General features: G+C 69.2%; 11 protein-coding genes and 1 pseudogene. 5 read left to right on the plus strand and 7 right to left on the minus strand.

The features are described from left to right. Positions 1 to 2 precede the first annotated feature (2 nt). Positions 3 to 599: pseudogene (locus FCI23_RS29800) on the minus strand (NPP1 family protein); the annotation flags it as partial. Here FCI23_RS29800 and FCI23_RS60260 point away from each other — a divergent pair. Beyond that, positions 522 to 1,187 (plus strand): MFS transporter, encoded by a 666-nt coding sequence (locus FCI23_RS60260; RefSeq protein ID WP_169316983.1) that lies wholly within the window; start codon positions 522 to 524, stop codon positions 1,185 to 1,187. The pseudogene FCI23_RS29800 and the gene FCI23_RS60260 sit on opposite strands and share 78 nt — an antisense overlap. 51 nt (positions 1,188 to 1,238) lie before the next feature. Here FCI23_RS60260 and FCI23_RS29810 read toward each other — a convergent pair whose 3' ends face one another. After that, on the minus strand, positions 1,239 to 1,703 hold the full coding sequence (locus FCI23_RS29810) for an SRPBCC domain-containing protein (RefSeq protein ID WP_169316985.1): 465 nt from the start codon (positions 1,701 to 1,703) through the stop codon (positions 1,239 to 1,241). A gap of 101 nt (positions 1,704 to 1,804) precedes the next feature. Here FCI23_RS29810 and FCI23_RS29815 point away from each other — a divergent pair, with 101 nt between their 5' ends. Then, a complete protein-coding gene (locus tag FCI23_RS29815; protein ID WP_169316986.1) occupies positions 1,805 to 2,464 on the plus strand; it encodes a TetR/AcrR family transcriptional regulator in 660 nt (219 codons plus the stop codon). A 151-nt stretch (positions 2,465 to 2,615) separates the two neighbouring features. Here the strand turns inward: FCI23_RS29815 and FCI23_RS29820 are convergent, their stop codons facing one another. Then, on the minus strand, positions 2,616 to 5,621 hold the full coding sequence (locus FCI23_RS29820; RefSeq protein WP_169316987.1) for a S53 family peptidase: 3,006 nt from the start codon (positions 5,619 to 5,621) through the stop codon (positions 2,616 to 2,618). 346 nt (positions 5,622 to 5,967) lie between these two features. On the opposite strand from FCI23_RS29820, the gene FCI23_RS63930 reads away from it, so the two are divergent. Both FCI23_RS63930 and FCI23_RS29830 read left to right on the plus strand, forming a co-directional pair. Beyond that, entirely contained in the window at positions 5,968 to 6,468 is a 501-nt protein-coding gene (locus FCI23_RS63930; RefSeq protein WP_407646045.1) for a twin-arginine translocation signal domain-containing protein, read from the plus strand. After that, positions 6,425 to 10,438, plus strand: a complete 4,014-nt coding sequence (locus FCI23_RS29830) for a Pls/PosA family non-ribosomal peptide synthetase (protein WP_136727052.1) — start codon at positions 6,425 to 6,427, stop codon at positions 10,436 to 10,438. The genes FCI23_RS63930 and FCI23_RS29830 overlap by 44 nt, the downstream gene beginning before the upstream one ends. Positions 10,439 to 10,483: 45 nt before the next feature. Here FCI23_RS29830 and FCI23_RS29835 read toward each other — a convergent pair whose 3' ends face one another. Continuing rightward, complete coding sequence (locus FCI23_RS29835; RefSeq protein ID WP_136727053.1) at positions 10,484 to 11,380, minus strand: DMT family transporter; 897 nt, start codon at positions 11,378 to 11,380, stop codon at positions 10,484 to 10,486. Here FCI23_RS29835 and FCI23_RS29840 point away from each other — a divergent pair. Next, entirely contained in the window at positions 11,379 to 12,845 is a 1,467-nt protein-coding gene (locus FCI23_RS29840; RefSeq protein WP_136727054.1) for an aminotransferase-like domain-containing protein, read from the plus strand. The two genes, FCI23_RS29835 and FCI23_RS29840, sit on opposite strands and share 2 nt — an antisense overlap. Before the next feature lie 19 nt (positions 12,846 to 12,864). Here FCI23_RS29840 and FCI23_RS29845 read toward each other — a convergent pair whose 3' ends face one another. From FCI23_RS29845 to FCI23_RS29855, 3 genes are all read right to left on the minus strand, one after another. Then, positions 12,865 to 13,683, minus strand: coding sequence for an SAM-dependent methyltransferase (locus FCI23_RS29845; protein ID WP_136727055.1), 819 nt, complete (start codon positions 13,681 to 13,683; stop codon positions 12,865 to 12,867). A gap of 262 nt (positions 13,684 to 13,945) precedes the next feature. After that, complete coding sequence (locus FCI23_RS29850) at positions 13,946 to 14,938, minus strand: L,D-transpeptidase (protein ID WP_246144152.1); 993 nt, start codon at positions 14,936 to 14,938, stop codon at positions 13,946 to 13,948. Between the two features lie 151 nt (positions 14,939 to 15,089). Next, a complete protein-coding gene (locus tag FCI23_RS29855; protein WP_136727103.1) occupies positions 15,090 to 17,420 on the minus strand; it encodes an FUSC family protein in 2,331 nt (776 codons plus the stop codon). Between the last annotated feature and the right edge of the window lie 131 nt (positions 17,421 to 17,551).

The raw sequence follows: 17,551 nt of genomic DNA on the forward strand, positions 1-17,551 counted from the left end.
TGTCAGGCGTTGGGGTCGAACGGAATTCCGGAAGGCATGGAGTTGGCGAGGGTGGAGTTGAAGGTGCCGTCCGTGATTTTGATGGTGGCCGAGCCGAAATTGGCGTTCATAAGTTTGTCGCGAAAACCGGCCGGGTATCCTTCCCAGCCGACGAGGCGCGGGTAGAACCAGCCGCCGGTGGCGTTCTCCGGCGGTTCGTCGTTGGTGTTCGCGAAGCGGAAGTCGTGAGTTGAGACGCCGTCCTTGTGGTAGACGATCTTCGGGTGGGTTCCGTCGAAGCGCACCGACGAGGCGGCAGACACCTGATAGCTGGTGTGCTGCGACACCGAGACGTACTGGACCTGGTTGTTGTTGATCCACACCACGACGTGCTCCCAGTCGTGCCTGTGCCCAATGGCCGCGGGCCCCAGAGTGGCCTGGTCCTTCTCGAAGTAGCTGGCGTACACGACCGCGCACCAGCCGTTGTTGCACTTCTCGCGCGAGTACGTGTTGGCGTTCGCCAGTTGGGCGTAGTCGTGGCAGTGGCCGTTCACATCTCCGCCCAGGGACAGGCCGGGGTTGATGGTGCCGTCCGCGCCGATGGCGGCGGTGGCGTAGCAGCTGTGCGGCTCGGCCAGAACACCAGTTTTTACACCATCTCGGTATTCTGCCTCTCGTACGCCACCACGACCCTGGGCATGCGGAACTGGGTCACGCTCACCGCGCTGCTGGTCGGATCCGCTGCGGCCGCCATCGCATCGCCCTTCTGGGGAGCCCTGGCCGACCGGCACGGCTACACCGGGATCATGACAGGCAGCCTGGTCGCCTCCGCTCTTCTGGCCTTCCCGCTCTTCATGGCTTTCGACTCGAAGTCGGCACTGCTCATCGTGGTCACGACCACGGTGATGATCGCGGGTGTCAACGCCTCCAACGACGCGATCCAACCCGGTTACTTCACCGCTATGTTCGGCACCCGGATCCGCTACAGCGGCGTCTCGATCGGACGAGAAGGTGGCACGATCATCGGCGGCGGGCTGGCCCCTCTGATCGCGACAGCGCTGTTCGCGCGAGCCGGCCACTGGTGGCCGGTCGCGGGCTGGATCGTGCTCACCAGCGTGGCGGGAATCGTGGGCGCGCGCTTGGCGCGACCGATCCCGGCGGCGCGTGAGGTGCCCGTGGGTGTCGCGCCGACCACGGCGGTGCGGTAACCGTCATACGGCCGGGGTTTTCGGGGAACCGGGAAACCCCGGTCAGCGCGGTCAGGTACCTGGGTTCTCGGCCGCTGATTTGAGCGCGGCATCGCCGGCTGCGTACTGGGTTTCGAGTGTGTGGCGGTGTTCCGCGAATACCGCCTCGGCCATCGCCCCGGTGAAGGTCTCCTCGTTGACCACGCGGGTGCCCTCCCCTTCGGATGTCAGGGTCCAGGTGTGGCGGCCGAAGAAGACTTCGGGATCACCTCCTTGCCACGCGAGCGTGCTGCCCTCGAGCACTTCGGTGACGGTCACCTCGAAGTCGAGTTCCAGGGCGGTTCCGCGATTGGTGCGCAGACGCAGGACGGAGCCTTCCCGCAAGGGCTGGTCGTCGCCGTCCGATCTGCCGAGAAGCTCCATACTCGGGTGCCATTGCCGGTAGCCGGCAAGGTCGATGAGGACCTTCCAGACCTGTTCGGGGGCGGCGGCGATGTATATAGCCGTGCGCACGGTGAGTTGCTGCCTGCTGGTCATGGTCGTCCGCGATCTTCCTTCGGATGAGGTGTTCCGCTGGGGAGATGCCATTTTCTTGTACGACCATACAGTCAAAAGAGTCCCGCAGCTATGCTCGATCCATGGTCGGGGTCAAAGGTCAGGTGCAGCGGCGCGGCGTCGAGCGGCGCGGCGAGATCGTCCACGCGGCCATGGATCTGTTTGCCCGGCAGGGTTACCGCGGAACGTCGCTGGCCGCGGTGGCGGCAGTGGCCGGGGCACCCACCTCGTTGATCACCCACCACTTCGGCACCAAGCAAGGTCTGCTTCAGGCCGTGCTGGAGGAAATGGACCTTCAGTCACTGGCCAGGCTCGACGACCTCGTCAGCCCGGGATGGCACGCCGCCGCGACCCGGATGGTCCAGCACGCGGAACAGATGTCCTCCGCCGCCCCGGAGCTCCTCGCCTTGCAGATCACGCTCACGGTGGAGAACCTGAATGGCGACGCCCCTTTGCATTCTTACTTCCTGCGCAGGAACCGGCTTTTGCGCGAGTTGCTGGCGAAGTCCGTTCGGGAGGGGATCGAGGCGGGCGAGTTGCGGCCCGACGCCCACCCGGAGGCGACAGCGGTCGAGGTCGCAGCGTTTCTGGAGGGCGCGGCCGTTCAGTGGCTGCTGGACCCTGAGACCGTCGATCTCGCTGCGATGTACCGCCGCTACTTCGGCACGCTGACCGCCCAGCTCGTGGCTGATGGCTCGTCATGCGGCTCTGGCCGGGGAGCCGGTCCGGGAACGGATGGGTGAGTCGGAGGCGAAGAAGCGTGGGGCGGCGAACTCTGACTCCCGCAGGTGCCGGTTGCCGGCCTCTTCGCCGCCCGGGAATGGCGATGCCCCGCTGGCCACCAGAATTCAAGCGGTGGTCGGCGGGGCATCGCCGCTGTGGCGTCGCTACGCGTCAGCCGATGTAGCCGGCCACGTCCGCGATCACGTTGGTGGTGCTGTTGGTGTAGAAGTCCACCTTGCCGTTGGAGCCGACCGGCACGATCACCTGGTTGGAGATCGTCTTGCCCTTGACCCAGTTCAGGTTGGAGGCCGTCGGACGGCTGCCGCCGTCGGCCCAGGCGGTGAGGTAGCCGGAGCCTGTGGTGCCGGTGACGGTGACGGTCAGCACGACGGCCTTGACGCCGGTTGGAATGGCGTCGGCACCGGAGATCTGCAGGGCCAGCGTCTTGCCCGAGCCCAGCGGCGTCGTCTTACGGGTGTCCAGCAGGCGCAGCGGGGTGACCGTGTCGAAAGCCGAGCCGCTGGTGGAGAAGTAGCCGGAGACGTCGGCGATCACGTGGCTGGTGCCGTGGACGTAGAGGCTGACGTTGCCGTCGCTGCCGATCGGCACGACCACCAGGTTGGGGATGGTGGTGCCGGTGGCCGACCAGTTGACGTTGGAGGCGGTCGGGCGGGTGGCGCCCTCGGGGTAGGCCTCCAGGTAGCCCCCGCCGACAGTCTGCGTCGCCGTCAGGTTGAGCACCACGGAGGTGGCGCCGGTCGGCACGCCCCCGTGGCCGCGGACCTTGAGGCTGACCACCGCGTTGGAGATCTTGGTGTTGGTGGGGATGCCGACCTTGGAGCGGGTGTCCAGCAGGCGGGCCGGTGTCAGCGCCGTGTAGTTGGACCCCGTGGTACCGCTGGTGTAGTAGCCCTGGACATCGGCGATCAGGTGGGTGGCGCTGTTCGTGTAGAGGTCGACCACGCCGTCACCAGCCACCTTGACGGTCGCCGAGGCGGCGATGGTCTGGCTCGCGCCGGTCCAGTTGAGGTTGCTGGTCGACGGCTTGCGGGTGCCGTCGGCCCAGGCAATCACCGAACCCGCGCCGGTGGTGCCGGTGACCGTGAGGTTGAGCACGACACCGGTCACGCCGCTGCTGGGGATCCCCCCGACGCCCTCGACCTTGACTGGGGCGGTGCCGCCGGCGACCAGGGGCTTGGTGGACGGGATGGAACTGAGGCCCCAGCCGGTGCCGTTACGGGTGTCCAGCAGACGCTTGGGGCTGCTGAGCGGGTGGAAGGTGGAGGCGCCGGTGGCCGCCGTGCCCTTGGCCGCGCACAGCGCGGTGGTCAGGCCGGTTTCCTTGGGCGAGCCCAGGCCGGTGACCTGGTCGTAGCCGGCCGCCGCCGTGAAGCCGGTGGCGTACACGGAGTTGTTGCCGCTGGTGACGTCCCAGAAGTTCGTCGGGTAGCTGCTCCGCGCGGCCTTGTAGAGGGCGTTGTTGAGGAAGCCGACCTGGCCGTTGGCCTGGCAGGCCGTGCCGGCGTTGGCCTGGACGATGGCGGCGGCCCAGGTCGGAGCCGCACCGCTGGTGCCGCCGATGATGTCGGGCGAGGGGTTGGTGGAACGGGCGTCGTCCTGGTAGTAGATCGGATAGCCGGTGTACGGGTCCGCCAGGGCGGAGACATCCGGGACGGCACGCTTGGTCGTGGCGGCGATGCCGCCCTGGTAGACCACGGGAGCCCAGCGCGAGGAGGCGCCGCCACCAGTGGCACCACCATTGACGTTCCACGTCTTCTGCGTCGTGGTGCTGCCCGAGGTGGTCATCGTGGTACCACCGACGCCGGTGACGTAGGGCTGGCTCGCGGGGTCGTCGACGGCCTTGGCAGTGGAGCCGTTCTGGTAATAGCAGTCGCTGGAGCCGCTGTCGCCCGAGGCGGCGACCACGCTCTGGCCCTGCGTGGCGGCCTCCGCGAAGATGGTGTTCTCGGCGTTCGCGGTCGCGCTGCTCTCGACGCCCTCGCACTCACCCCAACTGGTGGAGATGACCTGCGCCTGGTCGTCGGTGACCATCCGTTGGTAGACGTCGATCACGTTCTGGTCGGTCGCGGACGTGGCGTCCGGGCCCTGGTAGTCGATGATGCTCGCGCCCGGCACCAGACCGATCAGGTCCTCGATGTCGAGCGCCGACTCCACGCCGACCGATCCGTCGGTCGGTGGGGCGCCGGCCCCTGACGTCGTATCGACGAACACGTTGGAGACCGAGGTGTTGGTGCCCACGCAGGACTGGTACGCGGCGATGCTGGCGGCGTCGACGTTCTCCAGCTCGAACACGGCCACGGTCTGTCCCGCACCGGCGGTGGCGGAGCTGGTCATCTTGTAGGCGCCGGCCAGTTTGCCGGGGCTGTAGTAGTCGGTGCCGTCGATGGAGCCGGGGAACGGGCTGGTGATGTCGCTGCACAGCCCCGGGCTGTACGCGTGGGGGGCCACCGTGTTCGAGCTGCGTCCGGCGGCAGCGCTGGGCTTGCTCGCGCTGCGCACCGCAGAGTGGTGGCTGGTGATGGCGTTGAAGTTGCTCAGGCCGACGATCCCGGTCACCGACGCCGCTACGTATCCGGGCAGCGCGGGGGCCGAGGTGTTCAGGTAGTCCGTGGTGCCGTCTTTGAGCCGGATGTTCCGGAAGCCGGTGTCGAAGGCGTGGGACGCCTTCGCGGCGGTGGCGGTGACCGGGATGGACAGGCCGTCCGAGCTGACCTTGCCGGGGGTGAGGCCGGCCGTCTTCAGCGCCTGGGAGACCTCGGTGATGGTGGCCTGGGTCGGGCCGAAGACCGAGGCGAACTGCCCCTTGGCCAGGTAGTGGTGGTACAGGGAATTGCCCGGGGTGGATACCGCGGTGACGAAGTCCGCGAGTGACTGCGGGTCACGCGGGGCGAGGTTCACGCTGAGATGCAGCGTGGTTCCCGAGGCGGTCGCGCCGGTCGCGGTCGCGCCGGCCGGGGCACGCGGGGCCGTACCTATTCGCTTGGGCGCGTTCGATCCGGCCGTGCCCCCCTGGGCGACCGCGGAATTGGCGGTGGCGGTGACGACGGTGAGGGCGACGACGGCGGTGGACGCCGCCATGATCACCCTGGCCCGTCTGCCGGTCTTGCCCGCCGCGGGTCCGGGACGTCCCGGCGCGGCGTGGACCTTCTTGGCCATGCAGAATCTCTCCCCTAGAAACTGATGCTCCGTCATACCCGTGGGCAGGAACGGTGGTCGAAGCCTCACTCTGGCGGCGGGCGCATCCGTGCGACTGGGCGCTCAGGAATCCTCCCCCTTAAACCAGAAGTGTGCACATTTCCTATCAGGAACAGATAGTTTTTGTCTTCTGTCCGTCGGGAACCAAATGGATCGTTACGACACCGCAGCGCAACGGGGGGGTCAGCAGAGCCGGCGATCCGCACCCGAGCGCCGAGCGATCCTCCCTGTCCCCGAGCTGTGATCGCCGTCCTGTGGGGCGATGCCGTTCATGGCACGTTCACCGCCCGCGATTAATCCAGGACGTATGCCTGGATGTGATTTCACTCGCAGGGATCTCCTGCGCTGGTCGGCCGTAGCCGCTGCGGCACCCGCGGTCACCGGCTTCGCCCTGGACGGCGTGGCTGCGGCAGCTACCGCTCAGGGCGACACCAGGAGATCGCCGACGGGAAGGAGTACTCCGGCGGGTTCTCCATCCTGCGCCTGCACCTCGGGATTCTGGTCGCCGGGGTCGAGCCGCGCCCCACGGAACGGTTCCAGGGGCTGTGGAACCGGGGAAACGTGCGGACGCGAGCCCGGCGAGGGGAGGCCCACAGATGCAATAGCTGGTGATCGGTGTTGGGATGGAGACATGGCCACCCACCGTTCCGCCGCACCGGGTCCACACGAAGGACGGGTCACAGCCCCCCGTCCCTGCGTCCTGTCTTCGCGAAGCGGTGAAGGAAGCGGGGAACGGAAGGGGGGAACGGAAACGGGGAATAGAGATGCGCGTTATTCCGAGTGGAACGTTGCCGATAGGAGCGGGTAAGCGGCTGCATCACTTCTTCGAATCCACGTGTGACCGTACGCCCGCGGCGACAGCGCTCGAGTGCGAGCAGCACGCACTGACCTACGCAGAGCTCGACGCGCGGGCCAATCAGCTCGCCCGCTACCTCCGTGGTCTCGGCATCGGCCAGGGTGCCGGGGTCGCGATCCTGCTGCCGCGATCGGTGGACATGTATGTCTCCTTGCTCGGGGTGGGGAAGGCCGGTGCGGCGTTCGTGCCGATCGACCCGGCCTCGCCGCCGGGCCGGGCCACCTACATCGCGGCGGACGCCGGAGTCGACGCGGTGCTGACGACGTCCGGTCTCATGTCAGGCGTGGAAGGGCTCTCGTGCCGGGTGATCGAGCTGGACTCGTGCATTCGCGAACTCGCGCGCCTACCCACCACTCGCCCGCCTCCCGACGCCTCCGCGCCCGGCTGGGGAGACGGCGATCCGCTGGCATATGTCATGTATACGTCTGGATCAAGCGGCAGACCCAAGGGCGTGCAGATCGCCCAGTCGAGCATCTGTAACTTCCTCGACGTCATCTCCGGGATCTATGACGTGCAGCCGCACGACCGGGTCTACCAGGGCATGACGATCTCCTTCGACTTCTCCATCGAAGAGATCTGGCCGACATGGTCGGTCGGAGCCATAGTCGTCGCGGGCCCGCCCGGCTCCGGGTGGCTCGGCGCCGAGCTCGGCGACTTCCTCGAAGACCGTGAGATCACGATGCTGTACTGCGTGCCGACCCTGCTGGAGACGATCCCGCAGGAGCTCCCGCACATCCGCAGCGTCGTGGTCGGCGGTGAGACATGCCCCGGTCCGCTCGTCGAGCGGTGGAGCAGACCGGGGCGCCGCATGCTCAACACCTATGGGCCGACCGAGACCACCGTCACCGCGACCTGGGGGGAGCTGCTGCCGGGCCGGGCCGTGACCATCGGAAAGCCGCTGCCGACCTACTCGGTGGTGCTGCTCGACGAGAGGCGTCGGCCCGTACCCGACGGCGCGGTCGGTGAAATCTGCGTCGGCGGCCCTGGCGTCGCCCGCGGCTACGTCGAGCGGCCGGAACTGACCGCCGACCGGTTCATCGAGCACCCCCTGGCACCTCGGAGCAGCAGGCTCTACCGCACCGGGGACCTGGGCCGGATGACCGCGGACGGGCAGATCGAGTTCCTGGGCCGGGCCGACACCCAGGTGAAGATCCGGGGGTACCGGGTCGATCTCGGCGAGATCGACAACGTGCTGCTGGAAGATCCCGGAGTGGCCGAGGCGGTCACCGCGGTGGTCGCCGGGCCCGAGGCGGACGGGGGCAGCGGCGAGCTGTCCGCCTACGTGGTGCCGGCACCGGGCGGCACGAACGATAGCGAGGAGCTCGTCACCCGGCTGCACGGGCATCTGCGGCGCAAGCTGCCCGCATACATGGTGCCGTCCTTTCTCGACATCCTCCCCCAGCTCCCGGCCCTGCCGAGCGGCAAGGTGGACCGCAAGCGGCTGCCCGCGCCGACCCGCCGTCTCCGGGCGGCCGGCGGCCGGGTGGTGGCCGCCCAAGGCGAGCTCGAGACGCGGATACGGGACACCTGGGCAGAGGTGCTCGGGATCGAGCCCGAGACACTGTCGGCCGAGGCGGACTTCTTCACCGATCTCGGTGGTCACTCCCTGCTCGCGGCCAAGACGGTGTCGCTGCTGCGCGGCCGGGGCATCGGCGCGAGTCCCGCTCTGCGCGATCTTTACGCGAACCCGACCGTGGCCCGCCTCGCGGCGCTGCTGCGCGCCCCGGCCCGTACGGCGCGATCGGCCGCGCCACCCCGCCCGGAACCGATCCGCCACAGCAGCGGCCGGATCGCGGCCGCCGGGGTGGCACAGGGAGGGACGATCTACCTGCTGCTGCTCGCACTCACCCTGCCGGTGTCCTTCGTGTACAGCCGGCACGGCGGCCGGATCGAGGCCCAGTCGTCGGTCCAGCTGATGATCAGCGCGTTCGCCGGCTATCTCGTCGTGCGCTGGATCGTACCGGTGGTGCTTGTGCGTCCACTGACGGCAGGTATCCGGCCGGGCCGCTACCGGCTGTGGGGCTGGGTCTACCTACGGCTGTGGGCGGTCAACCTGCTGCTGAGCGTCAGCCCGCTGCCGGTGCTCAGTGGTTCCCCCATGATGGCCGTCTACCTGAGGCTGCTCGGCGCGCGCATCGGACCGCGCACCACGATCGCCACGAGCATGGTCAACCTGCCGACCATGCTGCGCATCGGCGGTGACGCCTCGGTCGGCTACGGAGTCTCACTGCGCCCGTGGCTGGTGGGGGACGGCTGGGTGACGGTCGCCCCGATCGAGATCGGCCCGCACGCCTTCGTGGGAGCTAACGCGGTCCTCGACCCCGGCGCGCGTATGGGAGCCCGGGCCGGGCTCGGCGAGCAGTCCGTCATCGGCCAGGACGACGAGGCGGTGCCCGCCGGAGCGCGCTGGGCGGGATCCCCGCCGTGCCCGATCGACGCTCTCGCACCCGGCGTGGAGACCATGCTGCGCGCTCACCGCAGCGCGGACCGGTGGCGGCCGCGCCATCTGGCCGCCGCGCTGCTCGGCCTGGCGTTCCTGGAGATCACCGAGCTCATGATGATCCTCCCGTCCGTCGCATTGTTCTGGTGGGCATCGCTGAGCTGGGGCATTGTGGGAGGCATTGCCGCCACCACGCTGTCCGGTCCGGTGTATGTGCTCACCGTCTGCTGCGTGGTCGCCGTCGGCAAGCGCCTGATCCTGCCGAAGGTGCCGATCGGCATCCGTCCGGTGCGTTCCTCGCTCGGCGTGCGCAAGTGGGTGACGGACAAGTTGCTGGAGTTCAGCCTCACCTTCACCAATTCCCTCTACGCCACCCTCTACGCGGTGCCGTGGCTGCGGCTGCTCGGTGCCCGGGTCGGTCGCGGCGCCGAGGTTGCCACCGCCGCGCATCTCGACCCGAACCTGCTCACCCTCGGCGACGGCAGCTTCGTCGCGGACCTGGCCAGCGTCGGTGCCGCCACTTATGCGGCAGGCCATGTCGCGTTCGGTCCGACCGAGGTGGGGCGGCGGGCCTTCGTCGGCAATGCCTCGTTCATACCTGCCGGAACACAGATGGGACCAGGGTCCTTGGTCGGAGTGGGCACGGTCCCGCCGCAGGACGGTGTGCCCGACGGCACCTCGTGGCTGGGTTCGCCCGCGATACGCCTGCCGGTGCGCCAGAGCAGCGGTTCCTTCCCCGAGGAGCGTACGTTCCGGCCGACCCGCAAAGCGGTGCTCCAACGCTTGGGCACCGAGTTCTTCCGCACCACGATGCCCGCATCGGTGCTGGCCCTGAGCGCCTACCTGTACCTGCTGGCGTTGTCCGGCCTGGCTCACAGCCGGGGACTGCTGGCGCCGGTGCTCATGTCGCCGGTGCTCGCGATGGGCACGGGGCTTGCGGTGATCGTGTACTGCGCCGTGGTCAAGCGCCTGGTCGTCGGGACCTACCGGCCGCGGGTCGAACCGCTGTGGAGCTGGTTCGTGCGGCGTACCGAGTTCGTCACCGGCCTGTACGAGGCGGCCGCGGTACCTGCCGGGGTGGGCTTCCTGGTCGGGACGCCGTTCCTGCCACTGGTGCTGCGCGGGTTCGGCGCCCGCATCGGCAGGGGCACTTGGATCGGTACCACCTTCCTCACCGAGTTCGACCTGGTGGTGGTCGGCGACGACGCCGCTGTCGGTATGGGGGTGTCTTTGCAGACGCACCTGTTCGAAGACCGCGTCATGAAGATGTCGGTAGTCACGGTCCAGGTCGGCGCGAGCGTCGGTACGCGCGCGGTCGTGCTCTACGACGCCGTGGTCGGCGAGCGCGTCCGGCTCGGCGCGCTGTCGCTGCTCATGAAGGGTGAGCGCCTCACGCCGGGCACGAGCTGGCGCGGCATCCCCGCCGAAGGTGTCGCCAACCAGCGCGCCGACGAACCGCTACCGCTGTCCCGCCACCGCTAGGCGAGGCGGTCCGACGGCACCCCGCAGGTGTCAGGGGGCGGGTGGTCAGCTGCGCGCACGATGAGTCACCGCGATGCAGGCGACGACGATCGCGGCGGTGATCGGGGCGATGGGGGAGACGTGCTCGCCCATGAGCAGGACTGACCACAGCAAAGTGATGAGCGGCTGGGCGAGTTGCAGTTGGCTGGCTTTGGCGACGCCGATGGCGGCCATGCCGCGGTACCAGACGACGAAGCCTCCGAACTGGGAGATCGCGGCGATGTACGCCATGCCCGCGACGGCCCGGGCGGTGATATGGACCGGTTCCGAGGTCAGGGCGAGGGCGGCGGTCAGGGCGGAGACCGGCAGTGCCGCGACTGCGGCCCAGGCGATGACCTGCCATCCGGGCATGTGGCGGGAAAGGCGGCCGCCTTCGGCGTACCCGGCGGCGCAGACCAGGAGCGCTCCGAGGAGGTAGAGGTCGGCGACCGTCGGCTCGCCGTGGCTTTGTTGCAGGGCGAAGCCGATGACGGCGCCGGCGCCGGTCACCGCTCCGCACCAGAACAGCCGGGAGGGCCGGGCTCCGGTGAGGGCGGCGGAGATGGCGGCGGTGGCCAGCGGGAGGGCGCCGATGACGACGGCGGAGTGGGCGGTCGATGATGTCCGGAGCGCGAGGGTGGTCAGGAGCGGGAAGCCGATGACGCATCCGCCGGCGATGGTGAGCAGCCCAGGCCAGTGTCGCCGTTCCGGGACGGGGACGCGGTAGGCGGCCAGGCAGGCGCCCGCCAGCAGGGCGGCGAGGACCCCGCGCAGGCCGGTGGCCGCCCATGCGCCGAATCCGGTCAGGGCCCATGCCGTGGCGGGAAAGCTGAAGGAGAAGGCGAGCACTCCCAGGGCGGCGAGGAGGGTCCCGCTGTTTACCGCTACCGTCCGTCGGGGAGTAGCGCTATCCTGTACTGTCATGCAACAGAGTAGCAGTGCGGGGAATCTGGCAGATACTCTGCGGCGGGATCTTCGGCACTACTCCGAAGGTGAGAAACTGCCGTCGAACCGGGCGCTGATGGAGCGGTATCAGGTGAGCCCGGTGACGGTGTCACGCGCGATCGCGGTCCTGGTCGCCGAAGGGGCGGTGACCTCTCGCCCCGGTGCGGGTGTCTTCCGCGTCGTGCCGCACGCCGGGCCTGAGCCGTCCGGGGACGTGTCGTGGCAGGAAGTGGCGCTCAGCGCCGGTTCGGGTTCCGGTTCCGATTCCGGTCCGGCGGCCGGGAGCCCCCGGGGCCCGGACGCCTCCGGGCTGCTGGCCACCCTCGCCACCCCGCCTCTCGACGTGATCGACCTGAACGGCGGCTATCTGCATCCCTCCCTGCAGCCGGAGCGCGCCCTCGCCGGCGCCCTCGCCAGGGCGGGGCGCCGGCCGGGAACGTGGGACCGCCCTCCGGTGGAGGGGATCGCGGACCTCAGGGCCTGGTTCGCCAGGGACATCGCGGGGGCGGACGGCGCCCTCGCCGGTGCCGACGTCCTCATCACGGCGGGCGGCCAGAGCGCGCTCACCACCGCACTGCGTTCGCTGACCGCGCCTGGAGCAGCGGTGCTCGTCGAATCGCCCACCTACCCCGGAACGCTGGCCGTGGCGCGGGCCGCCGGGCTCAGGCCGGTTCCCGTCCCGGTGGACGCGGACGGGGTGCGGACCGACCTGCTGGAGGAGGCGATCCATGCCACGCGGGCCAGGGTGTTCGTCTGCCAGCCGCTGTTCCAGAACCCCACGGGCACGACCCTGTCCCCGGAGCGACGGCTCGAAGTGCTCCGTATCGCGCGGGCAGCGGGTGCCTTCGTGGTGGAGGACGACTTCGCGCGCCGCCTGGCCCACGCCGGCTCGTCTCCGCTTCCCCAACCACTGGCCGCCCAGGACCCTGACGGCGTGGTCGTCCACATACGTTCCCTCACCAAGGCCACCTCCCCCAATCTGCGGGTCGGGGCACTCACGGCCCGGGGACCGGCGATGGAACGGCTACGGGCGAGCCAGGTGGTCGACAGCTTCTTCGTTCCCCGTCCGCTGCAGGAGACGGCCCTCGAACTCGTCGGCTCCCCCGCCTGGCGAAGCCACCTCCGCGCGCTGGCCGACACCCTGCGCAGCCGTCGGGACGCCATGGTCACCGCACTCCGGCAAGAACTCCCGGATCTGCTGGGGGAGCGGATCCCGCAGGGCGGATACCACCTCTGGCTACGGCTGCCGGCCGGAGCCGACGAGCGCGCGCTGGCCGCCACCGCACTGCGGGCCGGTGTCGCGGTCACCCCCGGCCGTCCGTACTTCGCCGCCGAGCCGCCGGCACCGTACCTACGGCTCAGCTACATCAGCGCCGCGAACACCGACCAGCTCCGCGAAGGCATCCGCCAGTTGCGCCGCACAATCGCAGAGGTGTGTCATTGACGGGCGGGAAGCGCGCCGTTCACGGTTTGCGAGCCAGCACGGCGACGATCAGCCGTTCCCAGACAGTGAGTTCCGGCCGCGCAGCGGACAGGGCCGGGACTCCGTGCGGCTGGTCGGGTTTCCATTCGGCGCACGGCACGAGGCCGGGCGGCAGGATCTGCAGCCCGTCGAGCAGCGCCTCGATCTCTGTGTTGGTGCGCCAGCGCCCCCGGCCGAGCGATGCCTGGAGCACTGCTTCCATCTCGGCGCTTCTGGGATCGTTCTCGCTGCGGAAGTGACTGACGAAGAAGTAACTGCCGGCCGACACGTGTTCGCGCCAGTAGCGGACAAGACCGGCCGGGTCCTCGTCGTCATTGATGTGGTGCAGGATGGCGCTGAGGATGACAGCGACCGGCTTGTCGAAGTCGAGGAAATCGCGCGCTTGCTCCCAAATCGCTCCCGGGTCGCGCAGATCCGCCTGGATCACGGTGGTCTGGTCGTTCTCCTCCAGCAGAGCCCGGCCATGAGCGAGTACCACCGGGTCGCTGTCCACGTACACCACCCTGGCGTCGGGCGCGTGGCGCTGCGCCACCTGGTGCACGTTGTCCGCAGTGGGAAGGCCGCTGCCCAAGTCCAGGAACTGCCGCACCGGGGTGGTGAGGACGATCTCGCGGATGGCACGCACCAGGACCGCACGGTTGTCCAGTGCTATCGCCTGGGCACCGGGCATGTCCGTGATGAAGCGCTCGGCGAGGGCACGGTCCACGGCGAAGTTGTCCTTGCCTCCCAGTAGAGCATCGTAGGTGCGGGCGATGCTCGGCTTGTTCGGGTCTATCCCGGGAACGTCTCCGTCATCCATTGGCGCGTGCCTCTCCTGCCTGTTGTCGCGGCTGACATCACCCTATGTGGTGGTCCGTTCAGCACAACGTCTATCGGCGGAAGACGGCCAACCCCGTGGGGGAGAGCGAGGAGCGGCAGCCCCGCTCTCCCCTCCCGGACGGTTGGGCAGATGTCCCTGTCAGGACAGACCGACGGGGGGCCTTGTGCCCACCTGGACTGATCCAAGTGGGCACAAGGCCCCCGTCGTTGATCTGACCGCGCCCCACCTATTCGCGCGGCTTCTAAGCGGTGCCGGTCGTCTGCTGCCCTGCGGCGCTGTCCGCCAGCCACTGGGACCAGGAGAGGTTGAAGTCCGCGTAGCCGTTGTCCCCGGCGGCCTTGCCGCGCGGGGATCCGGTGATGGTGACCGGGTCGCCCTGCTTGACGTAGTTGTAGAACCACTTGGCGTCGGACAGCGACAAGTGGACGCAGCCGTGCGAGCCGTAGCTGTGTCCCGGGTAGGGGTCCCCGGTGGAGTAGTGGATGTAGGTGCCCGAATTGGTGAGATGGACGTCCCACGGCAGGGTCAGGTCGTAGAAGTTGGGGTTGCTCTTGTCGCAGGTGATGCCGACGCTGCAGGAGGTCATCCGCACCTCGCTCTGCTTGTCGATCACTGCCATGGTGCCGTCCCATGAGGGGAAGCTGGGGCTGCCGGCGTCGATCGGCATCGTGCGCACCAGCGAGCCGTCGCGGTAGACCTTCATGGAGTGGCCGGGCACGGACACGGTGGCCTCCACGTCGGCCCCGACGGTGAAGCTGTGCTGGTAGCTGTGGGTGCCGTAGCGGCCGTTGCCGTCGCTCACGCCGTCCAGGGCGGCGTTCAGCGTCACTTTGGTGCCGGACGGCCAGTGCTTCTCGGGCCGCCAGTCGACCCGGGTGCTGCTGAACCAGTGCCAGGCGCCGTTGACCGGCGCCGAGGTGGAGAGCTTGAGGTGCCGCTCGATCGTGGCCCGGGCCGAGGAGGCCACCGGGTTGGTGAATACGACCGAGATCGGCATGGCGACCCCGACGCTGGCGCCGGTCAGCGGGGTGATCGTGTTCAGCAGCATCGGTGGCCCGGGCGGCCGGGTCGGCGAGGGGCTCGCACTCGCGCTGGAACCGGAGTTGCTGCCCGTACCGGCTTGCGAAGACGACTTCGCGGCGGAGGCCGAGGCGTTGCCGCCGCAGGCACTCGCGCTTGCCAGTATCGCGCCGACCAGTAGTGCGACCCCGAGGTTGCTCTTGATCCGTCCCACGCCCGTGTTCCCTCCCGCGTCACTTCGTCGGAGATCCGACATCGCGAGAGACACCGGACTCTGGGCAAGTGGTTGCGAGAGACAAGTAAAGGTTGGTCATGCAAGGCGGATTTTTACCTACCCGGCCTTGCGCGGGCCCTTGCGCGGCCTCTTATGCCGAGATCCGCTCCGGAGGCTTCGGCCGCCGTCCGCTCTCCTGCGGCTCGCCGTCCGAGGTGGTCAGGCCGAGCGGCCGGGCCAGGCCCAGGATGAGCTCGTCCAGGCGCTGCAGGTGGCGCAGCACCCGCAGGGTGACGGTGGAGTGCACGTCGCCGTCGGGGGATTCCCGGTCCGCGCCGTCGGCGGACTTCAGCAGCGACGCGATGCTCGGCTCGCTCTCGAGTCTGGCGTGCTTGTCCCCGTTGCCGGCCAGATGGCGGATCAGCGTCTGGAGGTTGTGGTCGATCCGGCGCGCCGCCTCCGCCAGGCGCGGATCGGCGCCGATCCGCAGGCTGTCCGGGATCTGTTCAGCGGTGGCTGCCAGGCTCCGGGCGTGGTAGGCGCAGGTTTCCAGCAGTCCCAGAATGTAGCGGGCGTTGCGCCGCCGGGTGCGCAGCGGGCTGTTCGGGTGGGTGAGTGGCTTCAGCGTCCGGTTCAGGCCGTCCAGGGCGATGTCGAGGTCGCGGGCCTTGTCCAGCAGGTCGCCGGCGGGGGCGCCGCTCAGCTGCGCGACAGCCTGGGCGATTACCTCGCGCAGCTGCTGCAGGACCTCGCGCAACTGGGCGTCGGTCCGGTCCTGGGTGTGGACCGGCAGCACCAGTACGGCTGCGATCAGCCCGCAGGTGACCCCGAGCGCCGTCTCCTCGATTCGCAACACCAGCACGGCGGGGCTGAAGGTGTGCAGCAGCGTGTACAGCAGGCCCAGCATCATGGTGACGAAGAACGACATCAGCGTGTAGGAGAGCGGCGCGGTGAAGAACATGCCGAACACGCAGATGATCACCAGCGCGAAGGCCAGCCAGGTGTCACCGCCGACCAGGCTTGCGAGCCCGAGCCCGGCGACGACACCGACCACCGTGCCGATCAGCCGCCGGTAGCCCTTGATCAGGATCTCTCCGGTGGAGGAGGTGTTGATGAACACCACCCAGCAGGTCAGTACGGCCCAGTACCAGCGCTGCGGGGAGAGGAGCTCGCCGCCGAGGATGGCCAGCGCGGAGCCGGTCGCGACCTGGAAGGCGGCGCGGGTGGACGGACGGGACAGACCGGTCCGGTGTTCCGGTTCCTCCCTGTCCTCTCCGGCCGTCGCCAGGGCGTCCTCCGCCTCCAGCTCCTCGCGCGACCGTACGGTCTCCGGGCTGTCGTCGGCCGAGACGCCGTCTTCTTCGAGCACCATCCGCAGGCCGAGCATGGCCCGGGCGAACTCGCCGACCGCCCGGAAGGCGTCCTGCACCGCCGGTGAGGCGTCCGGTATCCGCTCGTCGTCGCGGTAGCCGAGCAGCCGGTTGCGTACGAAGGCGTTGCCGGTTCCGGCGCTCTCCTGGGGGGTGCGGCTGATGAGCAGGCGCAGCGCGCGCAGCTCTGCCGCCAGCTTCCGCAGGGCGGCGGCGTCGCGCCCTTCGCCGGGGCCGGGCACCGGTTTCGTCCCGGGGGGATGGCCGGGCAGGTGCAGGGTCAGTGTGTAGTCGGCGTCGTCCTGCCGCAGGGCCCGCAGCAGCAAGATGCCCAGCCGCTCCGCGGCGATCTCGGCCTCGGCCACCCGGCGCTGGACCAGATCGGCCACTTTGGGGTCATGGGCGCCGGACTCCAGCCGGTTCTGGATCATCAGGGCGCACCTGTGCAGCCGGGTGAGGTGCCGGTGCAGCTCGGCGGCGGCCCGGTCGGTGGGCACCGACTCGGGCTCTGCTTCGAGTACGTCGATATACGCGTCGAGGACCCGGGCCAGGCGCACCCGGAAGGCTCGCTGCAGCTGTCCCAGCACCCGGTCGGGGGTGGCCCGCAGTACGCCGAAGCGGACGAACCCGGAGCTGCAGAAGGCGATCACCACGACCTCGCACAGCTTCGGCAACAGGGCCGTACCGGCCCGGAGGAACTGCACGACGAAGAACAGCTGAAAGGCGATCACTCCCAGGCTGGTGCCACGCTCCCCGAACCGCCGGACGTAGACGGCGGCGAAGATCAACGCGATGAACACCAGGTCAGCGGTGATGCGGTAAGGGGTCAGTATCGTCGCGAGGCTCACCGATGCCAGTGCCGTCGGCAGCCCCAGGGCCAGGGTCACCGCCTGGTCCCGGAGCCGCGGCTCGCTGATCGCGAAGGAGGACACCATGGCGGCCAGCGCCCCGGCGACCAGAAGCGTCACCGAAGTGCCAAGGGCCGCCAGGACGCCGAGCGTGACAATGATCGCGCCGACTGTGTTCAACGCGGACAGCAGCCGGATCAACCCGGGATCGGAGGCAATGAAGCGGTCCCACAGATCTGCCCCCGCCTGCCGTAGCCGTCCCATACCGCTGACGCGCTCCTCGTGTCCGATGACGGTGTGCTTGCCGGGCGTTGTGCATCGGCGGCGATGCCGCGCAGGGGCCCGGATCAACCGATGCTTCACGGAATCTCCGACGCCGCGCCGGCTGTTTCCGC

Origin of the sequence: Actinacidiphila oryziradicis (genome assembly GCF_005047355.1) — a bacterium.
In the GTDB taxonomy this organism is placed as follows: domain Bacteria; phylum Actinomycetota; class Actinomycetes; order Streptomycetales; family Streptomycetaceae; genus Actinacidiphila; species Actinacidiphila oryziradicis.

Excerpts from the sequence above, each read along its gene's own strand:
- FCI23_RS29855 (WP_136727103.1), bottom strand. The coding sequence starts at position 17,420 with ATGGGACGGCTACGGCAGGCGGGGGCAGATCTGTGGGACCGCTTCATT.
- FCI23_RS29815 (WP_169316986.1), top strand. The coding sequence starts at position 1,805 with ATGGTCGGGGTCAAAGGTCAGGTGCAGCGGCGCGGCGTCGAGCGGCGC.
- FCI23_RS29820 (WP_169316987.1), bottom strand. The coding sequence starts at position 5,621 with ATGGCCAAGAAGGTCCACGCCGCGCCGGGACGTCCCGGACCCGCGGCG.
- FCI23_RS29840 (WP_136727054.1), top strand. The coding sequence starts at position 11,379 with ATGCAACAGAGTAGCAGTGCGGGGAATCTGGCAGATACTCTGCGGCGG.
- FCI23_RS29845 (WP_136727055.1), bottom strand. The coding sequence starts at position 13,683 with ATGGATGACGGAGACGTTCCCGGGATAGACCCGAACAAGCCGAGCATC.
- FCI23_RS29830 (WP_136727052.1), top strand. The coding sequence starts at position 6,425 with ATGCGCGTTATTCCGAGTGGAACGTTGCCGATAGGAGCGGGTAAGCGG.
- FCI23_RS29810 (WP_169316985.1), bottom strand. The coding sequence starts at position 1,703 with ATGACCAGCAGGCAGCAACTCACCGTGCGCACGGCTATATACATCGCC.
- FCI23_RS63930 (WP_407646045.1), top strand. The coding sequence starts at position 5,968 with ATGCCTGGATGTGATTTCACTCGCAGGGATCTCCTGCGCTGGTCGGCC.
- FCI23_RS29835 (WP_136727053.1), bottom strand. The coding sequence starts at position 11,380 with ATGACAGTACAGGATAGCGCTACTCCCCGACGGACGGTAGCGGTAAAC.